This window comes from Lactobacillus sp. ESL0677, from assembly GCF_029392875.1.
Taxonomy (GTDB): domain Bacteria; phylum Bacillota; class Bacilli; order Lactobacillales; family Lactobacillaceae; genus Lactobacillus.
Window position 1 is genome coordinate 114,878 of record NZ_CP113946.1, and the last position, 24,790, is coordinate 139,667.

A 24,790-nucleotide genomic window follows, 5' to 3' on the forward strand; every position below is an offset into this window, starting at 1 on the left:
ATCTAGATAATGTAGAAACAAATCAACAAATACATTGCAGCTCCGATTATAGTGTTTGCTAAAGCTACAATTGCTTTTAATTTGTTTTGAGAGAATTTTACCGTTGTATGATTAGCCAAATATTCATGTAAAAATGAAATCAGCATTACAAAGATAAAGAAGAAACTTCCTACTAGCTTAGTTTTATTAGAGGTCAAAAAAATTGGGTTTAGGCTTGTAACTAATGCAATTAAAGCAAAGGTCATGGTTATTTGATAATTTGAAATTATTTTTTTCATAATGCACCTCTTGTTTATTAAGATTGCAAAAAGCTGCGATTGTTGAAAATCTCAGCTTTTTGTCTAAGAGTAAGTTCTTATTAGCATAACAGAGAACCTGCTTGGTATAACAGTCCTATTACGAGTGGAACAATAACAGCTGCTGGTCCAGAAACACCTAGCAAAGCTGCTGCTGCTGCGTACATTCCGGAATGAACATACCCAATAAATTGTAAAGCTTTTGCACAGGTTCCCTTATGCTTCTTTCTTAACAAAGGATTATCGTCAATGTTTTTAAACTCGGATGGATGAGCTTTAATAAAGTTATTTATTTTATTTACAACATTCTTTACTTCGTTAATACTCAAACCGGTTTTTGCTTCTTTTAATGAAGTAGCTAAATAATCTGTATCTACAATTTTTACTTGTGGTAATCCTTTGGCATCCTTAACAACGATAAGTGAACCCTGCATTGCTGCTGCAACTTTATTAACCTCAGCTTTTGAAGGTTGGTTACTTGTTTGTGTAACCTTAACAGGTTGTTGAGTTGTAGTTGCTGCTGATACTTGACTAACTGGTACTGCAAACATAGATACTGCCATTGCAGCTGATGATACTAATGTTACTAATTTTTTCATGATAATGTCCTTTCCTTCGATATAGAAATAATCAGTAAATAACAAACTATTTATTATTAGTAAGTACTATAAAAATTGTACGTAATAATTCAAACATTATTATTACCTCCTTTTTCGATTTATAAATATTTTACCAAGTAAACGATTACATAATAAAAAAAGTGACGTATAAGTCACTTTTTTATTTAATTATTCAAATCTTATGTTATTCGTTTCTTTCTAAGTATTTTTCAAGTTCTTCGCTATATTTTTTCATACCAGTAATTGCCACATTATCAACTATATTTTTACATTTATCAAAGTATTGCTGTTTTTGGCTTTTATAATATTTAATTAAATTGACTAAAAAGGCTAAGATCATTTTAAAAAAATATATTTCTGGTAATGTTTTAATCTTTTCCATTGCTATAATATAAAAATCAGCTTTTTCATACTGCTTATTATCTATGCACAATATAATCATGTTGATACTTATGCTTAGAACGTTTTTTTGCACTTTAATATTATCTTCAATATTAAAATGTTTAATTATGCCTCTCGAAATCATGCAATTAGCAGAAAAATTATAGAATGCCATAAAATTTAAATATAAATTCATGTCATCAACACTAAATTTATCAATATTAATAATTCTTTCTTTGATCACTCTTTTAGTCTTTTCACTTAGACTAGTTAAGTCATTAGTTAATAATGCTTCATAAGCTGCCACTAACATTAACTTATTTTCTTTATCAGTTTTTGGTAAATCACTTTTTTCAATTAAATAATTAATTTTTTGTAAATCAATTTTCGATCCATCATAATACGCCTGATCAATTAATCTATTTATTTCTCGATCCTTTTTATCCAATAATCGATAATTTCGTTTTAATCTGCTGAAAAATTCAACTATTGAGACATCATTATATTGAAGTAAGCTTAATAAAGTATCTGCAGAGATTTTGTTTGCACCTTTTTCTACGCGAGCATAAAATGATGGGCTAATTATATTACCTGCCCATTCTTTTTTAGTCTTTGATTGGCTAATACGATATTCTTTTAACAACTCTCCTATTTTCATTGTGTTTTCCTCTACTCAAACTAGCATATATGTCATTTATCATCTTTTATTATGAGATTACTTTATGCTGTTATGCAAGAGGAATATTAAAGGAGAAACTAGATATGAAGCATAAATTAATTAAACTTATTGCCGCAATTCAACTTACATTATCATTGTTTGTCTTGCCGATGAATAATGTATCTGCAAGTGCGACTAATGATAATCCGACCTTACAAACTAATAATAGCAATCTGCTGAAATACCAAGAGCAAATTTATACCAATGCAATTAAGCATTTTAAGAAAATCTCTGTTCAAAAATTAAATAAACTAGTTGGTAAAAAGAAAATTACTGTTTTCTGGGGTAAGAAAAGTTGTCCATTCTGTCGAGCTTTTGTACCTAAACTGGCAAAAATCGGTCATCAACGGCATATTAAAATTTATTATATTGATACAACAAAGACTGACAGCAATTCCGCTTTAAAAAAGGCACGAAAAAAGTTTAAAGTAACAGGTGTGCCTACACTAATGAAAATTAAAAATAATAAAAAATTTGTAATTATGGATCGTACGCGTACTGACGTTAACCATTTTTTAACTAAAAAGTATTCTAATTAAAATTCTGTATATGTAAAGTTTAATAATCAGAACAAATTTGGAATTATAAAGGTTGGAGTTATCAATAATGAAAACAAAGGACAAATCCACGATTGGAGACCAGATGCTGACAGACCATGCTTATAAAGTAGATAAATTTATAGCACTAGGCGAGTTACTAATAGTTTTGATCCTACCACTTTTTAAGCACTTGAATTTAGATATTGGCTGTTTATTTATGTGTTTACTAACTGAAGAGGATTTGTTTACAACCTTTTTTCAACGCCATCATGTTACTTTTCTTGTCAGTTTATTGCTAGGAAACCTATTGTCTATAGTAATTTGCGTTATTTTATTCGTTTATGTTATTTGGGCTTCAGGCAATATGATACAAGACTGATAGTTATTATAGTTAGATTGATATATTTGCTATAAGGTAGCAGGTATATCAATTTTTTGTAGAATTATTTTGATAATAAATATGATTTAAAGAGGCAAAAATGAAACAGGTTCTTTTCGACAAATATCAGAATAAAAATGTTTTGTTACAAGTTTATTCAAAAAGTAGAAATGCAGAAGACTTTTTGTTGGGATATTTAGTATCTGAGACTGTTGATTACTGTGTGTTTGAAGCCATTGATGAATATGGTGCACTTGACGCCTATGTTTTATATCAAAAATCTGACATCGAAGATGTAATCACGAAGTCAAAATATATTGATATTTTTAATTCATATATTGCTTTGCAAAAGCAACGGGGCTTGTTTGATCCCTTTAACTTGCAAACAAAATATGCAAAAGTACCACAAGACAATATCAATGACTTGCTTAATTATCATTGTAACAATGGCAACGTCGTTAGCTTGAATATTGCGGGGCACGATTTATCAAATACCGGCAAAGTAATTGCTGTTAGTGAGGATTATGTGATACTTGATCAAGCTAGCTATTATCGAGATTGGGATCCAGATAGTAATGTTAGCAATCAGGCGCTAGAAATTTCAAGGATAACTACGATAGATATTATTAGTAAAGATAATTTTTTGTATGAAAATTATTGCAAATTGCGAAAATAAAAGACAACGAATAATTATTTTCGTTGTCTTTAGAACAAGTTATTTTTTACGGCTGTCGCGATAGTTCAAAATTTCTAAAATTAAGTTTGCGATAAGTAGGACAAACGTTAGGATTTGATAAATATTCATCTTTGTTTTCTCCTTTGTAAAAGTAATTAGATTGAATAATATCATTATATCAATTATTGCGTATTAACTTAATCACGTTAAACTGATTTTTTAATTTAATTTGGAATTTTATCTGTTATAATAATTGTGTACCGCTTAAAAGACGGTGGCACAGTTATATTAGACTAAAAGAGTCGTCGCAACTTCGCCAAAAGTATCGGACGGCTTTTTAGCATATTTAACATTTTATTTTCAAGTATGAATATGCTAAAATATCTGTATAAAGAAAAAGAACCAAGTTCTAGCTTGGTTCTTAAAAGATGTTTCCGCTTAAAAGGCGGCGGCATAATTATGTTTGACTAAAGAAGTCGTCGAATAACTCGCCAAAAGTATAGGACGGCTTTTTTAGTACACTTATTTTTTGTGGTTGTTGTCGATATACGACAGCAATGCCAGAATAAACATACCGAACGTTAACATCAGCATTAATGCTTCGTAAACACTCACTAGCTGTTATACCTTTCAATAATTTGCTCCATGTCTCCATAAGTAATCATCTCCTTGGAATTAAACAGCCACCGCCCTTTAGCTTTATTCATCTTTGAAGTAATTATACAAATATAATTGTTTATTATCAATATATAATTTAATGACAAAATATTGCAGACAGGTTAGATATTGAAATAGCAGGTAAATTAGGAAAAACTAGTTTGCCTTTTTTAATCCATAAAAATATTTCTAAAATTACTCTAATTTAAGTTATTTCTACTAGTTAATGCCGTATAATTAACAGTTGATAACGATAATTAAGAGGTAAAAATAATGACTAAGAAAACACAAGTTGGTTTAATTTTTGGCGGTAATTCATCGGAGTATGAAGTTTCAATCGTATCAGGCCATAACATTTACAAGGCAATTGATAAGGAAAAGTTTGAAGTACATCCAATTTGGATTACTAATGATGGATTTATTGCAAGCGAGGAGGACTCGTTTAAGGTTCTTGATGACCCTAAATATACGGTAGCCAATCCACACAAGGTAGCTAATCTGTCTAACTTGAGTGAATTAGCTAACTTACCGGAAATTGATGTTTTCTTCCCAATTGTCCATGGTAATTTGGGCGAAGATGGCAGTTTGCAAGGCTTGTTTCGGATTTTGGATAAGCCGTTTGTTGGTGATGATGTTTTGGCTGCTGCAGTCACAATGGATAAGGAATTTACCAAGATTTTAGCACAACGTGCTGGTGTACCAGTGGCTGATTGGATTGCTATTAAACGGTTTGAATATGACGATGCGGCTAATCCTAAGCGTGATTATGCCAAGGTTAGTGCTAAACTTGGTGGCGATTTATTTGTTAAGCCATCTAATCAAGGTTCATCTGTTGGTGTACACCATGTCACTAATGAAGCTGAGTTCAATGATGCTTTAGCTGATGCCTTTAAGTATGATGATAAGGTCTTAATTGAGGAAACGATTCATGGTACCGAAGTTGAAACCGCAGTTTTAGGTAATGATCACCCAATTGTGTCTGGTGTTGGTCAGATTATCAACGCTGCTGGGACTTTCTACAGTTACGATAACAAGTATGATGACAATTCAACTTCAAAATTACAAATTCCGGCTGCCTTGCCTGAGGAGATTGTTGCCAAAGTGCGTGATAATGCCGTCAAGGTTTACCAAGCAACCGAATGTAGTGGTATGGCTCGGGTTGACTCCACCTTACGCGCCAGTGACAACAAGATAATTTTGACTGAAATTAATGCTTTGCCGGGCTTTACTAACATTAGTATGTATCCTAAGCTATTTGAAGAAGCAGGTATTCCTTACACCGAGCTGATTACACGTTTGATTGATAAAGGGATTGAACGTTACAATCATAAGAAGACATTATTACATAAAATTGGTTAATCACTTAGTGCTAGGGAGAACACAAGATGACGAGTGATAAGCATAACTTTGAAGAACTAACGGCGCCAGCTGCTACGGCGCGTCAGTTGCATGTTAGTGTGGCAACTTTGCGCAAGTATTCGCTGATTGTCGAGCGGATTACGGGTAAGCCAGATTATTATGCCAGAACTAAGCAGAAAGCACGGCTTTATAGTAAGCAAGACGTACAGGACTTGGATGATTTTCATAAATTAGCGCAAAATAATGGCTTGACCCTGCAGGAAGCGGCTAGACAAGTTTACGCCGTTAGTGATAAGGATGATGAGCAAATTGGTGCTGCCTCTGCTAAACGAGAAGTGATGACAACGCCGCAAGCAGTCAAACTGCTAAACGCGCTGCAGCAGACAATTAGTCAGCAGAATACGGCGATTAAGGATTTACAAGCGCAACTTAATCGGATTGAACAGCAGAATAAGGAATTGTTAGCTAAGCAAGACCAGATGAAGCAGCCAGCTGCTAAAGATGAACAAGATTTTAGTACTCTGCCAGATATTTCTGGAATTGTGCCAGATGACAACATGCAGAAATCGCCCATATTGCAAGAAGAGAAGCCACTGACAGTAGCGGAAAAACGGGCACAAGTTGAACGTGATGAGGCGAAGTCTAGTCAGCAGCTTCATGAAGAAATTTTGTCCAAAGCTAAGGAAAATGCGCAAAAGCACACCGATTCTAACAGCCATCGGACATTGCAGGATATGCAGGTAGAACCAGAAAAAGCACATTGGTGGCAGCGATTTATTAATATGTAACACAAAAAACGGCTTTTAGTTAAAAGTCGTTTTTTCTTGTTAAAATTAACTAAAATCTGCGCCGTAAGTGGCAACTTTGCGTTACAGTAGACGAATAGATAGGATGATTAAGTTGAAAAAAATCAAGCGGCGCTACTGGGTAGCGTTAATTATAGCAATTATTGGGTTAGTCTTAACAGCTTGCACCTATTTTGCAACTACAATTTATAGTAAAGATGACGTGGCAGTGATTACGGATCACACGATTAAGGATACATTAGTGCAGAAAAATCGTGACGTGTACAACAATCACGATGAGACTAGAAAACAAGTTTTGCACCTCAAGATTTTATCTGGAAAATATCGCGGTCGCACGTTTACAACACCTAATATTTATTATCCATCACAGATGGTGACGCAAAAATACCGCGCAGGGCAGCGAGTTTTAGTCAGTGTTAGGAGTGGTGATCCTGCAATCAAGAATCCCAAACGTGATTGGGTCTTAGTCTTAGCACTAACGGTAACAGTTGTCTTGATGGTTATCGTTGCGGGGAGAGAATCACTGGGCTTAGTTGTTTCTATGGCCTTGAGTTGGGTACTTTTTTACCTCGTGATTATCTGTGATGTGAAGCTAAATGGTTCCTATATTATTTTGCTGTTTGGCTTAGCAGATGTTGTCTTTTCCTTTTTCAGTCTGTTAATCGTTCAAGGACTTAATCGTAAAATGCTGGCAACATGGCTGGCAACTTTACTTGGAGTGTTTGTTTCCTTTGCACTCTGTTATTTAATTATGCATGTGACGGGAGAATCGGAAATTAAGTACGAAACCGGTGACTATGCAACGCAAGATCCGCGCGGGATTTTCTTAGCACAAACCTTACTTGGCATCTTGGGTGCGGTGATGGATGAAGCCACGGACATTATCTCTAGTTTGTATGAGTTGGTTCAAACCAAGAAGGATTTAACAGCTAAACAAATGATAATGAGTGGTCGAACAATGGGCCAGGAAATCATGGGACCATTGATTAATGTTTTAGTATTGATTTTTATGTCAGAAGCACTGCCCATGACAATTATCTATTTGCGTGACAATAATAGTCTAAATTCGGCTTTCGGTTTTACTTTATCGTTAGGGGTAACGCAAAGCGTCATTTCCGCAATCGGAATTGTATTAACGGTCGTCTTTGCGACCGGCTGCAGCCTACTATTTTTAAAAGATGAAAAATGGAAGGCGGGGACTGACAAATGAGTACATTAATGGCACTGATTATTGTGTTGGCAGTTTTAATGACGCTAATTGGGGGTGAAACGGGTATTCGCAGCTTCTTTAGTGTATTAATTAATACACTGCTGCTGATTTTACTAGCGATTTTTATTTCGTGGGGGATCAGTATTCCTGTCTTGATTTTGATATTTATTCCGTTAAAATTAGTAACAATTATCTATTTAGGCACTCATGATTATCAAGTTGCTAAGAACTCATTTTATTCAGCGTTAATTGTTTGTCTAATTGATGGTTGTCTGATTTTAGGCTTTGAATGGTTGGCGCAAGCTGCCGGGCTGGGACCTGAAGCTGGAGAGGTGCTAGTTGGTCTTTCGCAAATGCCGGGATTGAGTTACCCGCTGATTGCAGTTGCGGTGGCCATCTTTTCGACATTAGGTGCGGTCGCGGAAGCCGCGGTGGCAATGAGTTCAGGTCTATTAGAAATCAAAAAGCATAATCCCGATATTAGCCAACATGAGCTATTAACTAGCGGCGGCAAAATTGGCAGAGATGTGTTGGGGACAGCAATGAACACCATTTTGTTTGGGATGTTCGGCAGCTTCCTTTCATTATTCTTGTGGTACTTCCGTTTGCATTACACGTTGGGTGAAGTTCTAAATGAAAAATTATTTGTCAATGAAGCATTAATTATTATGTATTCGCTAATTGGTGTCTTATTAACCGTTCCGCTGTCAACTGCCTTTTTGGCACGAGGAATGGCAAAACGTGAGGTGAAAAAATGAAGATAGAAGATAAAACGTTAACTAACTTTAATGGCCGTGAATTTAAAATTCATACTTATACTCTGGGTGATATTGGTGATTTAGTCACAGCGAAGCGACCGCTGGCTGTAGTAATTCCTGGTGGTAGTTTTGACCATTTGTCTAAACGCGAAGGTGAGCCAGTTGCGCTGGCCTTCAATAATCGCGGCTTCAATAGTGTTGTCATGGATTATAACTTGGTCCAAGATGATGGCGATATCTATCCCGACGCTGGGCTAGATGTTTTAGCGACGATTAAATATTATCGCGAGCATGCGGCGGACTATCAGATTGATCCAGAAAAAATAGTCACAATTGGCTTTTCTGCTGGTGGTCACGTTGCCAGCATTGCCAATGATTTTGCAACTTCAAGTAAGTATCAAGCAAGGTATAACTTTGCTTGTCAGGACGTTGTTCCCAATAAAACAATCTTGGGTTATCCGCTGATTGATGTTAATAAGATTGGCTTTGATGTCCCTGATGATGAGGAAAGCATGGTGCCAGAGGATAAATATCTTCAGGATAGTGCGCTGAGTGTTACACGTGAAACGCCGGCCACTTTTATCTTTCATGCGTGGGATGATCCCGTTGTACTAGTCACTAATACCTTGGAATATGCGGCAGCACTGCATGCTCAAAGTGTGCCATGTGAAGTTCATCTTTTCAATCGGGGTGGTCACGGTTTTTCACTAGCCCGAGGCGACATGGTAACCAAGGGTCGTGAATGGCAGGAAAATCCACACGCGGGACATTGGTTTGACTTAGCACAAGAGTGGCTGACAAGTGAATGGTAATTTTAAAAGAGCAATCTGCTAATAATTTAAAGAAAAAGTGTCTGGGAAAGACTTGACATTAAACAACAAGAAATCCGCTAAAACTTTCATGTTCTAGCGGATTTTTGATATATATCTTTACTTGGCTTTTTGTTAGTGTGATTTAGAATAGTTTATGATAAATTTAGCTAATCCTTCCATGTCATTATCTGTGATAATACCACGTTTAACTATGTGGTACTGGTCTGGAAGATAAATTTTTTGCATAGCTAAAATATCAACATAGGATTCTTTATCTAAGCCCTCAATTTGCCAATCCTTTAAAGGATAACGGTGCGCTTTAATTGCAGGCGACTTTCCCTTATATTTAGAAGTTATTTTAAGCACATCTATGGTACGTTCATTATCTACTCCAACTATTAAAGCAGGTCTGTGTTTATCACCATCACTTTCAAAATAAGTGACATAGGCATTTACAATATCATTCTGATTAAAACTAATCGTCTTCTTCGACCCATCTGTTATACTCATCTTTACTTCTCACCTTCTGTACAGGAAGTAATTTAACAGCATTAGCTAATGATAGAGATGCCTTCTCATGCTGGGTTAATTTGGCATCAAAAGGTAAACCACCCTCGGCAACAACACGCTTGTAAAACATATTAATTGCTGTGGTTGGAGTCATTCCTAACTCACTAAAAATCTGACTGGCTTCATTAGCTAAATTGCTATCTACTTGTACTTGCACTTTCTTTTTTACTAATGTTTTCATGAATTAACACCTGCGAACTTTATTAAAATTTTCTAATTCTTTTCAGCATTATTGTATCATAATATCATCAAATTTGATGATATTAAGTGCTTGATTGGAATCCTATGTGTCAGTGGCAAATATTTCGTCAGTTAAAAAGTGTCCTTTAATTTGTGTAAAAAGTAGCCATAATATATTTTCCCTTATTATTGACAGCGTTGATAAACACTAGTATAAGAAGCCTGGATCTGTTCGCGGCTCGCTAATAATTCAGTATAATGTTTGAAGTTAGCACCTTGATATTTGGTTTGATAAAGGGTTACAATTTGCTTGTTAATCTCCGTGGTAAGATGGTTAACAGGTAAGCGGTCTTTGTTCCCATGAATGAAGGCCGCTTTTCCTTGTGCCTGATACATTTTGAGCAGGCGGTTAACTTGTCTCACAGTAATGCCTAAAGCAAGTGCGGCCCTTTTCTTATTACCGTGGTGATCAAGTAGTTCTTTAATGATTTGATATTTTCTTTCAGCTTTCATAGATAATACAATCCTTTTCACTTTAACCATAACCTCCAATAAAGAAGATTATGACATAGATATTTGGGACATTATCGCTTAATAATACCTAAGACATTATCACTTATTAATCACAAATTTCTGGAATTGTTGAAGCTAAGGACTTGCAATTTTTGCCAGAGGGTATATAATGCAAATATTTATATCGAAAGAAAGGACATGATTTTTTGAAGTTATTAAAGATAAAACTATTGACAGCAATTAATGGCTTACTGACAGTGAGCAGTTTAATCATGTTGTTCTTTGGGTTATGCAATCAAGTTAATGAGTCAAGCAACTTTTTAGCAGACGAGCAAACAATCGCCAATAATGCTAATTTAATCATCTGTATGGCGGTAATCGCCATGATGATTTTTGGGTTTGCCTTCTTCGCTAGTTGGATTAAAACGAGAAAAGTTGAGGCTCACTTATTACGGCACAGAACGCACAGAGCGTAAAATGATTAAGCAAAAAAAGCTGCATTTCCAAGTAGGGAAGTGCAGCTTTTTGTTTAGTAAAAATAATTAAATATGAATACTTGATTATAAAAAAGCAACTTAGTTAATTGCTAAGTTGCTTTTTTTGAGGGAATTAATAAAAATTCTATTTAATACCAGCTGTGAGCTAACCAAAATCTTTTAGCGTTAACCCATGAACCGTAGCGACCGTAAACATAGTTGTCAGCAGTCTTATCTTGGTTCTTTTTCGAATAATTGCCGTGTAAGTAGCTAATGTTTAATTGGTACTTACCGTAACAAGAACCATTTCTTGCGGAGTAGTTACCACCGGACTCTTGCATTGCAATCCAATTCTTAGCTGCCTTTTCAGTTTTGGATAACTTACGAGCAGCTTGAACAGTTTGCGAAGTATTGCCAGTTGTTGTTTGGATAACGGCAGTAAAGCTGCATGCCAGCGCTAAAGCCGCAATTAATTTGTAGATAAAACTTTTTGTCTTTTCCATTATATTTATTCATTCCCCGTAATTCGTTAGTCTTTTTACTATTAGCTATAGTACACTAGCAATATTTCATTGCTGTTACAGAAATGACACATGGCCCTTACAATCAAGTTTTAATGTTATTTTTGTACATTTTTGGTAGAATTTATAATAATGATTAATTCAGGAGGCAATTATGTCAGTAAAACATTTTTATGAAACTTTTCACCCAGAACATTATGATTTATTCATTGATGTTGACCGTGAAAAAAAGACGATAACTGGTACTTCAACCATTACTGGTGAGGCACTTGAAGATACAATTTTAGTCAACCAAAAGTACATGAAGATTGCGTCAGTTAAAGAAGACGGCAAGGACGTACCATTTACTGTTGATGACGATAAAGAAGCAATTAAGATTGACTTAGGTAAGACAGGAACTGTTACAGTTGCGATTGCTTATAGTGCACCATTAACTGATACTATGATGGGGATTTATCCATCATATTACATGCTTGATGGTGTTAAAAAGCAGATTATTGGTACCCAGTTTGAAACAACTGCCGCAAGACAGGCATTTCCATGTGTTGATGAGCCAGAAGCAAAAGCCACATTTAGCTTAGCGATTAAGTATGATGAACATGAAGGCGAGACAACCATTGCCAACATGCCAGAAATCAAAGTTGAAAATGGCGTGCACTACTTTGAAAAGTCAGTTAGAATGCCCAGTTACTTGGTTGCCTTCGCCTTTGGTGAATTGCAATCCAAATTAACGGAAACTAAAGATGGCGTTAAGGTTGGGGTATTTGCTACTAAGGCCCACAAGGCTAAGGAATTAGACTTTGCCTTGGATATTGCTAAACGTGCAATTGAATTTTACGAAGAATTTTACCAAACTAAATATCCGTTGGCCCATTCATGGCAGTTGGCTTTGCCTGACTTTTCTGCAGGTGCGATGGAAAACTGGGGCTTGGTTACTTATCGTGAAGCCGCAATTTTACTTGACCCAGACAATGCCACAGTTGAACAAAAGGGTTATGTTGCCAGTGTCATCACGCACGAGTTAGCTCACCAATGGTTCGGCGACCTCGTAACGATGAAATGGTGGGACGATCTATGGTTAAACGAAAGTTTTGCCAACATGATGATGTACCTGTCAGTTGATGCAATGGAGCCTAGTTGGGATGTTTGGAATAACATGTACCAAATTAGTGAAGTTCCATCGGCGTTGAATCGGGATGCAACCGATGGTGTCCAATCAGTTCACGTTAATGTAGAACACCCAGCGGATATTGACTCATTGTTTGATGGGGCAATTGTGTATGCCAAGGGTTCAAGAATGTTAGTCATGGTGCGTAAGTTATTGGGTGACGACGCTTTGCGTAAGGGCCTCAAGTACTACTTTGACAACCACAAGTTTGGCAATGCCACAGGTGATGACTTGTGGAATGCCTTGTCAACAGTAACCGATCTTGATATTGGTAAAATTATGCATACTTGGCTTGATCAACCGGGTTACCCAGTTGTTAGCGCCCGCGTTGCTGATAACGGTCACTTATTGTTGAGCCAAAAGCAATTCTTTGTTGGTGAAGGTAAGGAAGTTGGCCGCACTTGGGCAATTCCACTAAATGCTAACTTTAAGGCACCACAAATTATGACGGAGCAAGAAGTTGACTTGGGTGACTACAAGACATTGCGCGCTGAAGCTGGTCATGCTTTACGCTTAAATGTTGGCAACAGTTCACACTTTATCGTTAACTACGATGGAACTCTGATGGCCGACATTATGAATGACTTGAGCAGTCTTAAGCCGGTTGATGAATTACAATTATTGCAAGACCTAGGGTTATTGGCAGAAGGCAAGCAAATTTCTTACGCTGAAATTGTGCCATTATTACCAAAATTTGCAGGTTCTAAGTCAAATATTGTCATTAACTCTTTGTTCAGCTCTGCTAGACAGTTGCGCAAGTTTGTTACACCAAATTCAGCTGAAGAAAAGAACTTGAAGTCCTTCTTCAATCAATTATCGGCTAAGCAAGTTGAGCGTTTGGGCTGGGAAGTTAAGGCAGACGATAGTAGTGCTGACTTGCAAATGCGCCCAATTGAACTTTCTGCTGCTTTGTATGCAGATAATGCAGCCGCAATTGCCGCGGGACACGAAATTTTTGTAAAATACCAAGATGATCTGTCGACTATTGAAGCATCTGTGCGGCCATACGTTTTGATTAATGAAGTCAAGAATTACAATGAGGCTGGCTTAGTTGCTCGCTTAATTAAGGAATACCAGACAGTAGTTGATCCTTATTACAAGGCAGACCTGCTTTCAGCAGTTACCAGCACCAAGAATATTGACGAAATCAAGCAAATTGTTACTGACTTTGAAGATGCTGATGTAATCAAGCCGCAAGATTTGCGGACGTGGTATTATAATATCTTGGCTAACCCATTAGGTGAGCAAGCTGCTTGGGATTGGCTGCGTGATCAGTGGTCATGGCTTGAAAAGACAGTTGGCGGCGACATGGAATTTACCACTTACATCACCGTTACCTCAAGAGTGTTCCATACACCAGAACGACTTGCAGAGTTTAAAGCCTTCTTTGAGCCTAAGGTTGACCAACCGGGCTTGGGCCGTGAAATCAACATGGACACTAGAGTAATTGCCACTAAGGCAGACTTAGTTGAAGCAGAAAAAGCTGCTGTCAATCAGGCAATTAAAGAAGCATAGATTTGATTAAAACTAAAGGGCATTACTTTTTTAAGGAGTAATGCTCTTTTTTTTGCTCATTGTGAGTATAAGATTTAATTTTTATTAACATTAGCTGTATAATTGTAAGGTACAGCTTAAATTAAAGGGGTTTAATTTTCATTAATGAAGGAAAAAAATATCGATACAGCGTTCTTTGGCCAACCTAAAGGGCTATCGACACTGTTTTTCACGGAAATGTGGGAAAGATTTAGTTATTACGGCATGCGAGCAATTTTATTGTTCTACCTGTATTATGCAGTAAGTCAGGGCGGGTTGGGCATGAACCAAACCACCGCTGCTTCGGTGATGTCAATTTATGGCTCGTTAGTTTACCTGTCTAATATTGTCGGCGGTTGGTTGTCTGACCGGGTCTGGGGTCCGCGCAAGACCGTCTTTATCGGTGGTGTTTTAATTATGTTTGGTCATATTGTGTTATCCTTGCCCATGGGTTTAGTAGCACTTTATGTTTCAATTGCGTTGATCGTAGCAGGGACAGGATTGTTAAAGCCGAATGTTTCTGACATGGTTGGTGGACTATATTCTGAAAGTGACCGTCGCCGCGATGCCGGTTTTAGCATGTTTGTCTTTGGGATTAACCTAGGTTCTGCGATTTCACCAATTTTGGTACCATGGGCTGCTAATGGCTTTGGCATGCACCTATTTGGCAATGAGATGAACTTCCATGCCGGCTTTTCATTGGCTGCAATTGGGATGTTCTTTGGTTTAATGCAATATTATTTTGGCGGGAAGAAATATCTGTCAAACGATAGCTTATTACCGAGTAATCCGATTGACCATGCTAGTTTAGTTAAAATTTTGCAAAAATCAGCGCTGGCTGTTGTTGCTATTGCTGCGCTGTTAGGCATCATGGCAGCGTGTGGTCAATTAAATATTACCAATATCATCTTATTGATTACAATTGTGGCAATTTTACTGCCAATTTATTTATTTGTAGTTATGTTACGCAGTAAAAAGATAACTAAAGTTGAACATTCACGTGTGTTAGCTTATATTCCGCTATTTATTGCTGCTGCAGTCTTTTGGGGAATTGAAGAATCTGGCTTCGTTGTCTTGGCCTTGTTTGCGCAAGAAAGGACAGTTCTTCATATTGGCAATTGGCATTTTGCCGCAGCTAACTTCCAGACACTTAACCCACTCTTTATCATGATTCTGACGCCATTCTTTGTTTGGCTTTGGAGTAAGTGGAAGAAGCAACCGAGTGCTGCTGGTAAATTTTCATGGGGCTTGATTTTTGCTGGGTTATCTTATATTGTAATGGCGTTTCCGGGGATGCTCTATGGTACCGCCGGCCGCGTTAGTCCGTTTTGGCTTGTAGGTTCATGGTTTATCGTTGAAATTGGGGAAATGCTGATTTCACCAATTGGTCTGTCAGTTACGACCAAGTTGGCGCCAGCTGCTTACAGCTCACAAATGATGAGTATGTGGTTCTTAGCTGATGCCGCAGGACAGGCAGTTAACTCGCAAATAGTTAAGTACTTTTCTGCTGGTACAGAAATTCAATATTTCTTGATTGTTGGTGGTGTAAGTATCCTGTTAGGCTTGTTGATGTTCTTTTTAGTTAAGAAAATCGACAGCTTAATGGCCGGTGTTCACTAGAATTAATCGCAAGTAAATACCCGTTAGTTTAAATAGCTAACGGGTATTTTTTAATTATAAACAATAACGGCTTCGTGTTTAACCACGTTATGCCAAACTTGCTTGATCTCACTTGGTTTAATATTGACGCAGCCGTGTGAGCCGCCACGTAGATATGCCTTCTTGCTCCAGTCGGTGCGCCAGCTGGCGTCATGCAAGCCGCAGCCACTTAGTGTAAATGGCATCCAGTACCTAACTTTGGAAGCATACTTAGAGCCATCATCATTGCGGCCGCGCAGTGTTGCTGGCGATTGCTTATACTGGATGTACCAAACGCCCTGCGGGGTTCTGTTGCCCTTGCCACCGTCCTTAGTTCCCGTGACAACGTCATTCAGGTGGACGGCTAGCTTACCTTTGCGAACAATCCAGACTTCCTGGCTTTTAAGAGAAACGACAATATAATTGTCACCAATACCGGAATTTTTCTTGCCATAACCAAGACCGTAAGTGCTGTAACCAAGGCCATAAATATAATTTTGACCGGCAACTGTCTTAGTCTGATTGAGGTAGGCCTGCTCAACTGCTGTTTGGGCCTTTTTAACGTAAATGCCCCAGCCGTAGCTTTGGTTTTTGACCGTAATCTTGGTCTGATTAAGCTTATTCTTACTTGGTACGGCGAACTTGTAGCTCTTGTGAAGAGTGGAAACCTTACTGTCGATTTGGTTAAGTTTGGCAGTTAAATTCTCAACATTAGTAAAGGAATACTTATTATTTTTGAAAGCTAACTGATTAATCATCTTTTTAGCTGGTAATTTGTAATTTTTGCCAGCGACTTGATAATTAATGGTTGTCTTGTTGATTGTCTTGAACTTTTTGGCAGCAGCTGACAGCTGCTTGAAGTCATAAGTGCGAGTTTGCTTGTCGGGCATTTCTGTATGTTGCTTCTTGAAATAACCACTTACTGTGTCCGTGTTAATTGTACTGATGCTAGGATCACGTTCGATAGTTACCTTGCCGTTTTCAAGTAACACCATGTTATTGGCGCGGGCATTAATTTTCGTGGTTGCTTTATTGACGGTTAAGTTGCCAACCTTTACACCATAAATGGTAACGTTAGGGTTAAAGTGGTTAACGGCAAACTCTCGTGCCCGCTTTTGCGAGGCAACATGGTTGTTATATAAAACGACACCAAAAATAACACCTAAAATCAAAATAATGCCGACAATAATCAGGTAGAGATTATTGCGGTGATTGTATCTTTTTAAGTTTTTTCGTGATTGCATAAATTTACCTACTATAAATAAAATACTTGTAAGAAGATTGCTGTTACAGTTTATCATCTATTACAAGCATAGTAAAATTCATCAAAAAAGCGAGTTATCTGTGGTAATAATTCGATATTTTTTTAATTAATTATAGAATAATTTTTGTTAGTTGGGGAAGATTAACTTATAATACATAACATTAGGCCGTAAATTATGATTAGAGGAGGAAGAAAATGGAAAATGAACCGTTGGTTTTTGAATTAGGAGTTGCCAAGGGTAAGCCTCATTCATACCGCAAAACACCGCATAAGCCGGTTTGTCCATTTTGTGCTGTTGACCAATTAACCGATATTTATGAAAAGCAGGGAGAAATGATCTGGCTGCATAATAAATTTCCGACTTTACGCGATACGGTCCAGACGGTTTTGATTGAGTCGAGCTACCATAATGGCGATATTGCTAACTATGCCCCAGATGATAACCGTAAGCTCATGCGCTTTGCTCTTGCGTGTTTTAAGCAAATGAATGATAGCGGTAAGTATCAATCTGTCTTGTGGTACAAAAATTACGGTCCACGTTCCGGTGGTTCTCTTGAGCATCCGCACATGCAGCTAGTTGGATTAAAGCATCTGGATGGTTACAAGTATCTTCATCCAGATAATTTTGCTGGGATTTCTGTATTCAATAATCAAGAAGTTGAGGTCAATATTGCCACGCATCCTGTCCAAGGCTATGACGAGTTGAACATTAACTTGCTTAGCTCGTCAGGGCTTGACCTGTGGGCGGATTGGATCCAGAGTGGGGTTAAATACATGCTTAACGTCATGTTTGCCGGCCGCTGTACATCGTACAACTTATTTTTTTATCCGCGTGAAGATGGCGGTATTTGTGCTAAATTGATTTCGCGTTTTGAAGCACCGGCGTATTTTGTTGGTTATAAATTATCGCAGGTTGATGATGAGCAGACGCTGCAGCAGGAGGCCAAGCAGTTCCGGCGCTTTTTTGCTAATGGCTCAAACACAAATTATGAAAAATAAAATAATTAAAATAGTTGGTTCAAGTTTAGTTATAAAGGAAGCAACGCGGTTAGTTTATGGTCGCAGTCTAAGTAGTTTATTAGTAGAACAGGCGCTGCGGTTAGTAAAGCCGTTTCCTGAAGTAACCGCTGAGAGCTATCAAGTTGCGGTGAAGGCGGGCAATCTGCCGTACGAAATACCAACTTATGCTACCAAAATGGGTTTCGAGCCTTGGCTGAGCTATCCAGATGTTGTTAGTCTAACTAAAGATGCGCGAGCACATGATAGGGTTATTTTTTACTTGCATGGCGGTGGCTTTTGGCAGCAGCCAACTCTATTTCATTATCATTTTTTGGCAAAACTCGCCGATAAATTGCAAGCGCAAGTTGTCATGCCAATTTATCCCAAAATCCCAGTGTTTACAGCACAAGACATTAATCAAATGGTCTTAGATGTATACCGAAGGTTGTGTCAAAAGTATTCTAAAGATACGCAAATTATCATGATGGGTGATTCAGCAGGTGGCGGCTTGGCCTTGGCGATGCTCGAGCAACTGACTAAATTGAATTTGCCGCAACCGCGACAAGCATTTTTATTTTCGCCTTGGCTCGACGTACGTACTGATGATCCACAGATGAAATTAATTCAACCCAATGATCATCTTTTAAAAATAGCTGACTTGCAGTTGCGCGGGCGGTTATACGCCGAAAAGCTGGATAATAGTGTGTTGACTAGACCACTTTTAGGGGATTTAAGTAATTTACCTCCGATTGTGGCTTTTACAGGGACACACGATATTTTAAATGTCGATGCGCAAAAACTACAAAAAAGGGCTACTGAGACAAATTCAAATATTGCAGTTGTTACATATGCACAAATGGATCATGATTTTATTTTGTTTCCAATACCAGAAGCGCGTCAGGCTATAGCTAAGGTCGTCAATTTAGTTAAAAAAAGCAATTTGTGCTGATAAATAATTATTGTATAATATGCTTTAAACTGTTTATTAAGGAGAAACATATGCACAGAAAAGAAACTCGCAATTTAGCGATTACCGCCGTATTTGTTGCAATTTTTTTATTACAAACCTTTGTTCCTAATATTGGTTATATCCGGATTTTGCCAACATTACCGGCAATTACGACAGTTCCACTGACAGTAGCAGTTTATTCCTTATTAATGGGACCTAAGGCAGGCACACTTTTTGGCCTTTTCTGGGGATTATTACGATTATTTCAGGCATACACACAGCCAGGAGATATTGTCAGCTTAATGTTGTTTCAGAACATTTTTATTTCTCTAGTACCAAGTATTCTAGCAGGATTATTTCCAGGATTAGTCGGCCGCTTGTTTGAACATAAGTCAGGTAAGGTGCGCGAACTGGGATACATTTTAGCTGGGGCAATCACGTCTTTGACCAATACTATCGTAGTAATCTTATTAACAAGTATTATTTTTATGGGTAATGGCAAGCTTGCAGCTAGTATGGGGCACTTTGCGCCGGGGACGCCATTGATTATGATTTTAATTTTGGCATTGGGGATGAACGGCTTAATTGAAGCAATCTTCACCGCAATTGTCACACCGATTATTGTCACGCCAATGAAGACGGTTATGAAAAAATTGCGGTGATAACACCGGCGACTTTAATAGATTCAAGAGTAGGCTTCATGCTCTTTTTTTATAGTTAAAATTATACTAAAATAAATATGTTAGAAAATTCAGTTAATTAGTGGGAGAAAATTAAATGAAAAAGTGTCCAAATTGTGGTGCATTAATGAATGCCGATGTTAACTTTTGCACTAATTGTGGTGCAGATATCCGGCAAGTTGCGCAGAAGCAAATTAATCGTGCTGATATTCAAGCGGAAATCAATCGCAGTCAAGGTACTGCTGGGAGAACAACGCAGCATAATTCTGATGACCAACTACAAAAGTATTGGCATTGGTTTGTCAAATCGTGGCAGCATCCGTTTAGTGAGCAGGAGAGTGTTAACTGGTATGGTGCAGTAACGCTGCTAATTGAGGACTTAATATTTGTTTTAGGCCTGTATATTGGCATGAGTGGAATTTCCAGTCAATATGTTAACGGGCAACAATTACCGGTCTTTACGGGAATTTCTTTTGGCACGGCACTTGAAGTATTATTTTTCGTGATGCTGTTGGAAGTAGCTTATGCTGGTGCGATGTATCTGGCATATCTGTTTATCTATGGTCAAAGACGCAGCTTTATTTCATTTTGTAATCATGCTGTTCAGGCATCTAACCTGAATATTATCTTGATTGTGGCAGCCTTTATTTTTATGATGTTGGGCATGGGCGGCAAGATTTTTGCTGTGATGCTGTGCTCGATTTGCTTTGCTATCTTTGCTGATGCCTTTCAAGTTGCTTTATTGGGTGACCCTGATCCAGTGCGTGATAAGATGTATGGCTTTCTGATTGCGTTATTTGCTAGCTTTATTGTGGGGCTGATTTGGTCTGTGGTAGTTTATAATACTGTTATTTTGCAGTTTATTTCGTATTTCAGTAGGTTATAAATTAGGGAGAACTAATTATGGGAGAAAAGAAGTTTTGTCCACAATGTGGCAGTCAGGTAGATGCGACAGTTAAATTTTGTCCGCACTGTGGCGCTGATCTAACCAATGTGGCAGTTAGTCAGCCACAGGTAAAGGAAAAATCAGTAAAACCAGTTGTTAATGAAAAGCGCGCTGAACCTAAATCACGCCAGCAGGTTAGTCAGGTAGCAGTACCCAAAAAGCAACCTTTAAAGAAAAAAACCAAGATTACTTTATGGCTAGCAGTAATTATAATTGTTTTGTTTGGTGGCTTTTATGCTTGGGGCAGCAACCATTACAGCCGTAATAATCAAATTGACCAAATAATTGTTAGTTTGAAGAACCCGCAGATGGGCATGGCACAATATGTAACAACCGACGACCATAATATTAAGGTAACTAATGATGCCCTGAAGCCGTTACAGAAGTATTATCAAGCGCACCAAACAACCGCTAATAACTTAAGTATGAATTTAAAAGCTGGCGGCAGCACAAGTCAGATCAGCTTAACGCAGTCGGGCCGCTATATGTTGCTGTTTCCTAAGTATACGTTGCACATCAATACGTATACACCGCAGATAGAGACTAATCACCGTGATACTCAGGTGGTAGTCAATGGCAAGTCTAATGGTCAGGTAAAGGGCAATGCGGATGGTTATTATAAGAAATTGCAGCCGCTGTTTCCAGGTAAGTATCATCTTGAAATCGACACCGTTGTTTCTGGTCGTGAACTCAAGGCTGACTCGACTGTTAATGTCTGGTCGAACAAGACAATCAATATGAATATTAAGACGGCGACATTTTCAATTGCTAGTGTTCCCGGTGGGACTATCTATATCAATGATAAAAAAGTTGGCGTTTTGAGTGGCAATGGTACTAAGGTTTTCAAAAATTATCCAATTACCGATAATATGGAAGTCTATGTTACGACCACTTTTGGTAGTCAGACAATTAAGTCGCAGCTGATTACTGACTTAGCGCAGGCCGTCGATAATGGCGCTAGCGATGACAATACTAGTGATGATGTTGACTTTGATGACAATAATAATGTAATCTTGAAGCCGCAGTGGAAGGGGCTAATCAGTAAGAGTGACGCGGAGGACCTGTTAAAGGGTGCTTTTAACGACCCTGAAAGTGAGGACTTTATTGGTGGCAGCGACAATAGCAGCTATCAAGAACTGCACAAGATGTTAAAGGGCTTTGACCGCAATGATTCCACAATTTCTTATGATATGGATTGTGACATTGTTTCGATTAATCCAGCTCCTAATAATTCAAGCAGCGTTGTTTACAAGATTACCTACACTTTTGAAAAAGATAACGGCGATGAGCACACCCAAGTAATGCTCTACAAGGGTGCAATCTTGCAAGAAGACGGCGACCAACAAAAGATTAAGTCAATCGGTGGCGGGACAGTGATCAGTGATAAAACTGACAAGTCTGGCGAAGATGATGATTAAATAATTACTAAAAAAGATAAGTCTTTCTAAAGAAATTAGGGGATTTGTCTTTTTTTTGATTATTATTTGACATTTTGTTGGTTGACATAATATTGTATTAGTTAGATAGTACAGATTGATTTTTAAAGAGGATGAATTATGACTGAAATTTTACGAGTAGATCAGGCTACTAAAACCTACGGTAAACGTGGTGAAAAGCAATATCAAGCGCTAAAAGGGATTAACTTTGGTGTTGATGCCGGTGAGTTTGTAGCAATCATGGGTGCGTCAGGTTCTGGTAAGACGACGTTGCTGAATATTTTGTCGACCTTGGACAAGCCAACAACGGGTCATGTGTTTATTAACCACGAAGATATCAGCACCTTAAATGCAAATCAGATGGCAGACTTTAGGAGTAAGCAGATTGGGTTTATTTTTCAAGATTTTAACTTATTGGAGAACTTGACCAACCGCGAAAATATTGCATTGCCGTTAACTTTACAAGGGATGTCAGCACATAAAATCGACCCGCTAGTTGATAAGATTGCTGCAAGATTGGGTATTAAAGAAATTTTAGCCAAATATCCGGCGCAATTATCTGGTGGTCAAAAGCAGAGAGTAGCTTCAGCGCGAGCCTTAGTTCACGAGCCAGCAATCTTGCTAGCTGATGAACCAACTGGGGCCTTGGATTCAAGTAGTGCGCGTGAATTGCTCGATACGATGGCAGACTTGAACCAAAAAGACGGTGTAACCACGTTGATGGTGACTCACGACCCGTTTTCTGCTAGTTTTGCTAACCGGATTTTATTTATTAAAGACGGTAAAATCGGCGAGCAAATCTTGAAGGGTGAGATGTCACGGCAGGACTTTTATCATATGTTAATTGATCATTTGGGCACCGAAGAATAGGGAGCAAAGTATGATCTGGAAATTATCGCTTACGGGGATTAAGAGCCGGTTTAAAGATTACCTGGTATTATTTTCTGGATTAATTGTCGCTAGCATGATCTTTTACATGTTCTTGACTCTAGCAATTAATCCTGCTTTTTTAAAAAATAATGCTGGGATATTAGAAAATAATTTACTTACTTATATTTTTGGCTTTGGCATTGTTCTACTACTGATTATTACTGTTGTGTATCTAGTTTATGCAAACACGTTTTTGCTTAGTATGCGTAAGCATGATTACGGCATGTTTCTAACTTTAGGAGCTAAAAGTTCCCGCATTGGCCTGCTCATTTTTTGTGAAACGATTATTACTGGGATGCTAGCAGCTGCGCTAGGGATAATCCTTGGCTTTGGCTTAACTGCAATAGTTGGTCACTTGTTGATCAGCAGGTTAGGCTTAGTAATTGCTCATTTTCAAGTGCTTTTGCCCAGTGCGATTTTGGGGACACTAGTTTTCTTTGCCATCGTTTTTCTTTTAGGAGCACTGCGAAATGTATATAAATTGACACATACTAAAGTAATTGATTTATTGCATGAGGATCAAGAACCGGTAAAATTTAAGCAGCGGCCAGTTTTGCATTCGCTTGAGGCAGTCTTGGGCATAGTCTTATTAGCTGCCGGCTATTGGATTATGCAGAAACATGGCTTAGATCCGTTTAACGTAATTCCTGTTGCCTTAGTGACGATTGTTGCGGGATCGTATTTTGTTTTAAATTCCCTGTTTACAGCAATTATTAGTTCACTGATTAAGCGGCACAGTTTTTCTTATCATGGCTTGCGCATGTTTACTCTGGGACAGCTTAAGTTTCGCTTGCATGATTACACTAAAATTCTAACGGTAATTTCGCTGCTATTTGCTTTAGCCCTAGGTGCAATTACCGTTGGACTTAACTTTAATTCTGAAAAAGAAATGGCAAAGTCGAGCATCTACTATGATGCAACAATAATTAGCAAGTCTTCAGATGTTCAGAAAGAATTAGCCAAGGTATCAATCAAGTCTAAGCAAACTTATCATTACATCGAAACTAAACGTGACTTGTATTTCAACCAAGCAGAATTTAAGAATCAACCAATTAAAGCAGTTGAGTCTAGGGGACAAGGGGATAATCTTACTTGGACTGAAAAGACACTGCCAACAAGTCAGCTTGACCGCGCAAAGACCGAGACTAACAATGAATTTGGCAATCTGCTTCCTAACGGTATAGCGAAGAAGATTCACTTAGTATCTGCTGCTAGATTAGCCAAAGTTAAGGGGCAACAAAAGTTCATTTCATTAATTAGAGTCAATGACTTTGATAAAGATTTTCCAGTTTTACTTAAAATTGAGCAACTGCAAAATAAAGAAACACCAGCATTTAACACTGTCTACACGAGTAGTAAACCATATTCCTATCAGGGAATACTGGGAATAATTAGTGGGTTTGAATTTATGGGCTTTTTCTTAGGTTTGGCGTTCTTAACGATGCTGGCATCAACTCTGATGTTTAAGGTTTTGAGTAGTGCTGCTAGTGACAAATTACGTTATCAGATGCTCTTTAAGATAGGCACTAGATGGCAAGTCTTGAAACAATCAGTTGCTGAAGAAATTGGCACGCTGTTCTTAATACCTGGTGTTCTGGGAATTATCGACGTTCTGTTTGGCTTGCAGCTATTTAGAACAATTTTGTTACGGCCATATACTGGAATTTGGTTGCCGTTTACTATTTTTATTGTTTTGTATTTCTTCTATTATGTTTTGACGGTACATCTTTACGAAAAAATCGTTCTGGCAAAAAATTAGGGAGAGGATAAAGAAAT

General features: G+C 37.8%; 27 protein-coding genes. 18 read left to right on the plus strand and 9 right to left on the minus strand.

Annotation, left to right across the window (positions count from 1 at the left end):
• Positions 1-2 precede the first annotated feature (2 nt).
• The 3 genes from OZX76_RS00595 to OZX76_RS00605 all read right to left on the minus strand — a co-directional run bounded on the left by OZX76_RS00595 (position 3) and on the right by OZX76_RS00605 (position 1,955).
• On the minus strand, positions 3-278 hold the full coding sequence (locus OZX76_RS00595) for a hypothetical protein (RefSeq protein WP_277180047.1): 276 nt from the start codon (positions 276-278) through the stop codon (positions 3-5).
• An 80-nt stretch (positions 279-358) separates the two neighbouring features.
• Entirely contained in the window at positions 359-895 is a 537-nt protein-coding gene (locus tag OZX76_RS00600; RefSeq protein ID WP_277180049.1) for a hypothetical protein, read from the minus strand.
• A gap of 205 nt (positions 896-1,100) precedes the next feature.
• The gene (locus tag OZX76_RS00605; protein ID WP_277180051.1) at positions 1,101-1,955 is read right to left on the minus strand and encodes an Rgg/GadR/MutR family transcriptional regulator; all 855 of its coding nucleotides are present in this window, start codon (positions 1,953-1,955) and stop codon (positions 1,101-1,103) included.
• A gap of 104 nt (positions 1,956-2,059) precedes the next feature.
• Between OZX76_RS00605 and traF the strand changes: the two genes are divergently transcribed.
• The 3 genes from traF to OZX76_RS00620 all read left to right on the plus strand — a co-directional run bounded on the left by traF (position 2,060) and on the right by OZX76_RS00620 (position 3,609).
• The gene (gene traF / locus OZX76_RS00610; RefSeq protein WP_277180053.1) at positions 2,060-2,554 is read left to right on the plus strand and encodes a conjugal transfer protein TraF; all 495 of its coding nucleotides are present in this window, start codon (positions 2,060-2,062) and stop codon (positions 2,552-2,554) included.
• A gap of 67 nt (positions 2,555-2,621) precedes the next feature.
• Complete coding sequence (locus OZX76_RS00615) at positions 2,622-2,933, plus strand: hypothetical protein (protein WP_277180056.1); 312 nt, start codon at positions 2,622-2,624, stop codon at positions 2,931-2,933.
• Positions 2,934-3,033: 100 nt separating this feature from the next.
• Positions 3,034-3,609 (plus strand): hypothetical protein, encoded by a 576-nt coding sequence (locus OZX76_RS00620; protein ID WP_277180058.1) that lies wholly within the window; start codon positions 3,034-3,036, stop codon positions 3,607-3,609.
• A 457-nt stretch (positions 3,610-4,066) separates the two neighbouring features.
• Here OZX76_RS00620 and OZX76_RS09820 read toward each other — a convergent pair whose 3' ends face one another.
• Positions 4,067-4,264, minus strand: a complete 198-nt coding sequence (locus OZX76_RS09820; protein ID WP_348635184.1) for a hypothetical protein — start codon at positions 4,262-4,264, stop codon at positions 4,067-4,069.
• A 275-nt stretch (positions 4,265-4,539) separates the two neighbouring features.
• Here OZX76_RS09820 and OZX76_RS00630 point away from each other — a divergent pair, with 275 nt between their 5' ends.
• From OZX76_RS00630 to OZX76_RS00650, 5 genes are all read left to right on the plus strand, one after another.
• Entirely contained in the window at positions 4,540-5,625 is a 1,086-nt protein-coding gene (locus tag OZX76_RS00630; RefSeq protein WP_277180061.1) for a D-alanine--D-alanine ligase family protein, read from the plus strand.
• A gap of 26 nt (positions 5,626-5,651) precedes the next feature.
• A complete protein-coding gene (locus OZX76_RS00635) occupies positions 5,652-6,413 on the plus strand; it encodes a transcriptional regulator (RefSeq protein WP_277180063.1) in 762 nt (253 codons plus the stop codon).
• Between the two features lie 112 nt (positions 6,414-6,525).
• Complete coding sequence (locus OZX76_RS00640; RefSeq protein WP_277180065.1) at positions 6,526-7,641, plus strand: YibE/F family protein; 1,116 nt, start codon at positions 6,526-6,528, stop codon at positions 7,639-7,641.
• The gene (locus OZX76_RS00645; RefSeq protein WP_277180067.1) at positions 7,638-8,399 is read left to right on the plus strand and encodes a YibE/F family protein; all 762 of its coding nucleotides are present in this window, start codon (positions 7,638-7,640) and stop codon (positions 8,397-8,399) included. The genes OZX76_RS00640 and OZX76_RS00645 overlap by 4 nt, the downstream gene beginning before the upstream one ends.
• The gene (locus OZX76_RS00650) at positions 8,396-9,211 is read left to right on the plus strand and encodes an alpha/beta hydrolase (RefSeq protein ID WP_277180069.1); all 816 of its coding nucleotides are present in this window, start codon (positions 8,396-8,398) and stop codon (positions 9,209-9,211) included. The genes OZX76_RS00645 and OZX76_RS00650 overlap by 4 nt, the downstream gene beginning before the upstream one ends.
• Before the next feature lie 132 nt (positions 9,212-9,343).
• On the opposite strand, the gene OZX76_RS00655 is transcribed toward OZX76_RS00650, so the two are convergent.
• From OZX76_RS00655 to OZX76_RS00665, 3 genes are all read right to left on the minus strand, one after another.
• Complete coding sequence (locus tag OZX76_RS00655) at positions 9,344-9,721, minus strand: hypothetical protein (protein WP_277180071.1); 378 nt, start codon at positions 9,719-9,721, stop codon at positions 9,344-9,346.
• The gene (locus tag OZX76_RS00660) at positions 9,687-9,962 is read right to left on the minus strand and encodes a type II toxin-antitoxin system RelB/DinJ family antitoxin (RefSeq protein WP_277180073.1); all 276 of its coding nucleotides are present in this window, start codon (positions 9,960-9,962) and stop codon (positions 9,687-9,689) included. The genes OZX76_RS00655 and OZX76_RS00660 overlap by 35 nt, the downstream gene beginning before the upstream one ends.
• Positions 9,963-10,147: 185 nt before the next feature.
• Positions 10,148-10,474: a helix-turn-helix domain-containing protein gene (locus tag OZX76_RS00665; RefSeq protein ID WP_277180075.1), complete on the minus strand. Its 327-nt coding sequence runs from the start codon at positions 10,472-10,474 to the stop codon at positions 10,148-10,150.
• 206 nt (positions 10,475-10,680) lie between these two features.
• Between OZX76_RS00665 and OZX76_RS00670 the strand changes: the two genes are divergently transcribed.
• Entirely contained in the window at positions 10,681-10,950 is a 270-nt protein-coding gene (locus OZX76_RS00670; protein ID WP_277133115.1) for a hypothetical protein, read from the plus strand.
• A gap of 149 nt (positions 10,951-11,099) precedes the next feature.
• On the opposite strand, the gene OZX76_RS00675 is transcribed toward OZX76_RS00670, so the two are convergent.
• Complete coding sequence (locus tag OZX76_RS00675; protein WP_277181453.1) at positions 11,100-11,456, minus strand: aggregation promoting factor surface protein; 357 nt, start codon at positions 11,454-11,456, stop codon at positions 11,100-11,102.
• Positions 11,457-11,625: 169 nt separating this feature from the next.
• Here OZX76_RS00675 and OZX76_RS00680 point away from each other — a divergent pair, with 169 nt between their 5' ends.
• Positions 11,626-14,154 carry a M1 family metallopeptidase gene (locus OZX76_RS00680; protein WP_277180077.1) on the plus strand — a complete coding sequence of 843 codons (2,529 nt, stop codon included), beginning with the start codon at positions 11,626-11,628 and terminating at the stop codon, positions 14,152-14,154.
• 144 nt (positions 14,155-14,298) lie between these two features.
• Complete coding sequence (locus OZX76_RS00685) at positions 14,299-15,792, plus strand: peptide MFS transporter (RefSeq protein WP_277180079.1); 1,494 nt, start codon at positions 14,299-14,301, stop codon at positions 15,790-15,792.
• Between the two features lie 50 nt (positions 15,793-15,842).
• Here the strand turns inward: OZX76_RS00685 and OZX76_RS00690 are convergent, their stop codons facing one another.
• The gene (locus OZX76_RS00690) at positions 15,843-17,054 is read right to left on the minus strand and encodes a L,D-transpeptidase family protein (protein ID WP_277180081.1); all 1,212 of its coding nucleotides are present in this window, start codon (positions 17,052-17,054) and stop codon (positions 15,843-15,845) included.
• 215 nt (positions 17,055-17,269) lie between these two features.
• Between OZX76_RS00690 and OZX76_RS00695 the strand changes: the two genes are divergently transcribed.
• The 7 genes from OZX76_RS00695 (at position 17,270) to OZX76_RS00725 (ending at position 24,773) form a co-directional block, all read left to right on the plus strand.
• Complete coding sequence (locus OZX76_RS00695; RefSeq protein WP_277180083.1) at positions 17,270-18,073, plus strand: DUF4931 domain-containing protein; 804 nt, start codon at positions 17,270-17,272, stop codon at positions 18,071-18,073.
• Positions 18,045-19,022: an alpha/beta hydrolase gene (locus OZX76_RS00700; RefSeq protein WP_277180085.1), complete on the plus strand. Its 978-nt coding sequence runs from the start codon at positions 18,045-18,047 to the stop codon at positions 19,020-19,022. Before OZX76_RS00695 ends, OZX76_RS00700 begins: the two co-directional genes overlap by 29 nt.
• A gap of 50 nt (positions 19,023-19,072) precedes the next feature.
• Complete coding sequence (locus tag OZX76_RS00705; RefSeq protein ID WP_277180087.1) at positions 19,073-19,684, plus strand: ECF transporter S component; 612 nt, start codon at positions 19,073-19,075, stop codon at positions 19,682-19,684.
• A gap of 115 nt (positions 19,685-19,799) precedes the next feature.
• Positions 19,800-20,588 (plus strand): zinc ribbon domain-containing protein, encoded by a 789-nt coding sequence (locus OZX76_RS00710; protein ID WP_277180089.1) that lies wholly within the window; start codon positions 19,800-19,802, stop codon positions 20,586-20,588.
• Between the two features lie 17 nt (positions 20,589-20,605).
• Entirely contained in the window at positions 20,606-22,066 is a 1,461-nt protein-coding gene (locus OZX76_RS00715) for a zinc-ribbon domain-containing protein (RefSeq protein WP_277180091.1), read from the plus strand.
• A gap of 138 nt (positions 22,067-22,204) precedes the next feature.
• Positions 22,205-22,954, plus strand: a complete 750-nt coding sequence (locus OZX76_RS00720; RefSeq protein ID WP_277180093.1) for an ABC transporter ATP-binding protein — start codon at positions 22,205-22,207, stop codon at positions 22,952-22,954.
• Between the two features lie 10 nt (positions 22,955-22,964).
• On the plus strand, positions 22,965-24,773 hold the full coding sequence (locus OZX76_RS00725; RefSeq protein WP_277180095.1) for an ABC transporter permease: 1,809 nt from the start codon (positions 22,965-22,967) through the stop codon (positions 24,771-24,773).
• Positions 24,774-24,790: the final 17 nt, after the last annotated feature.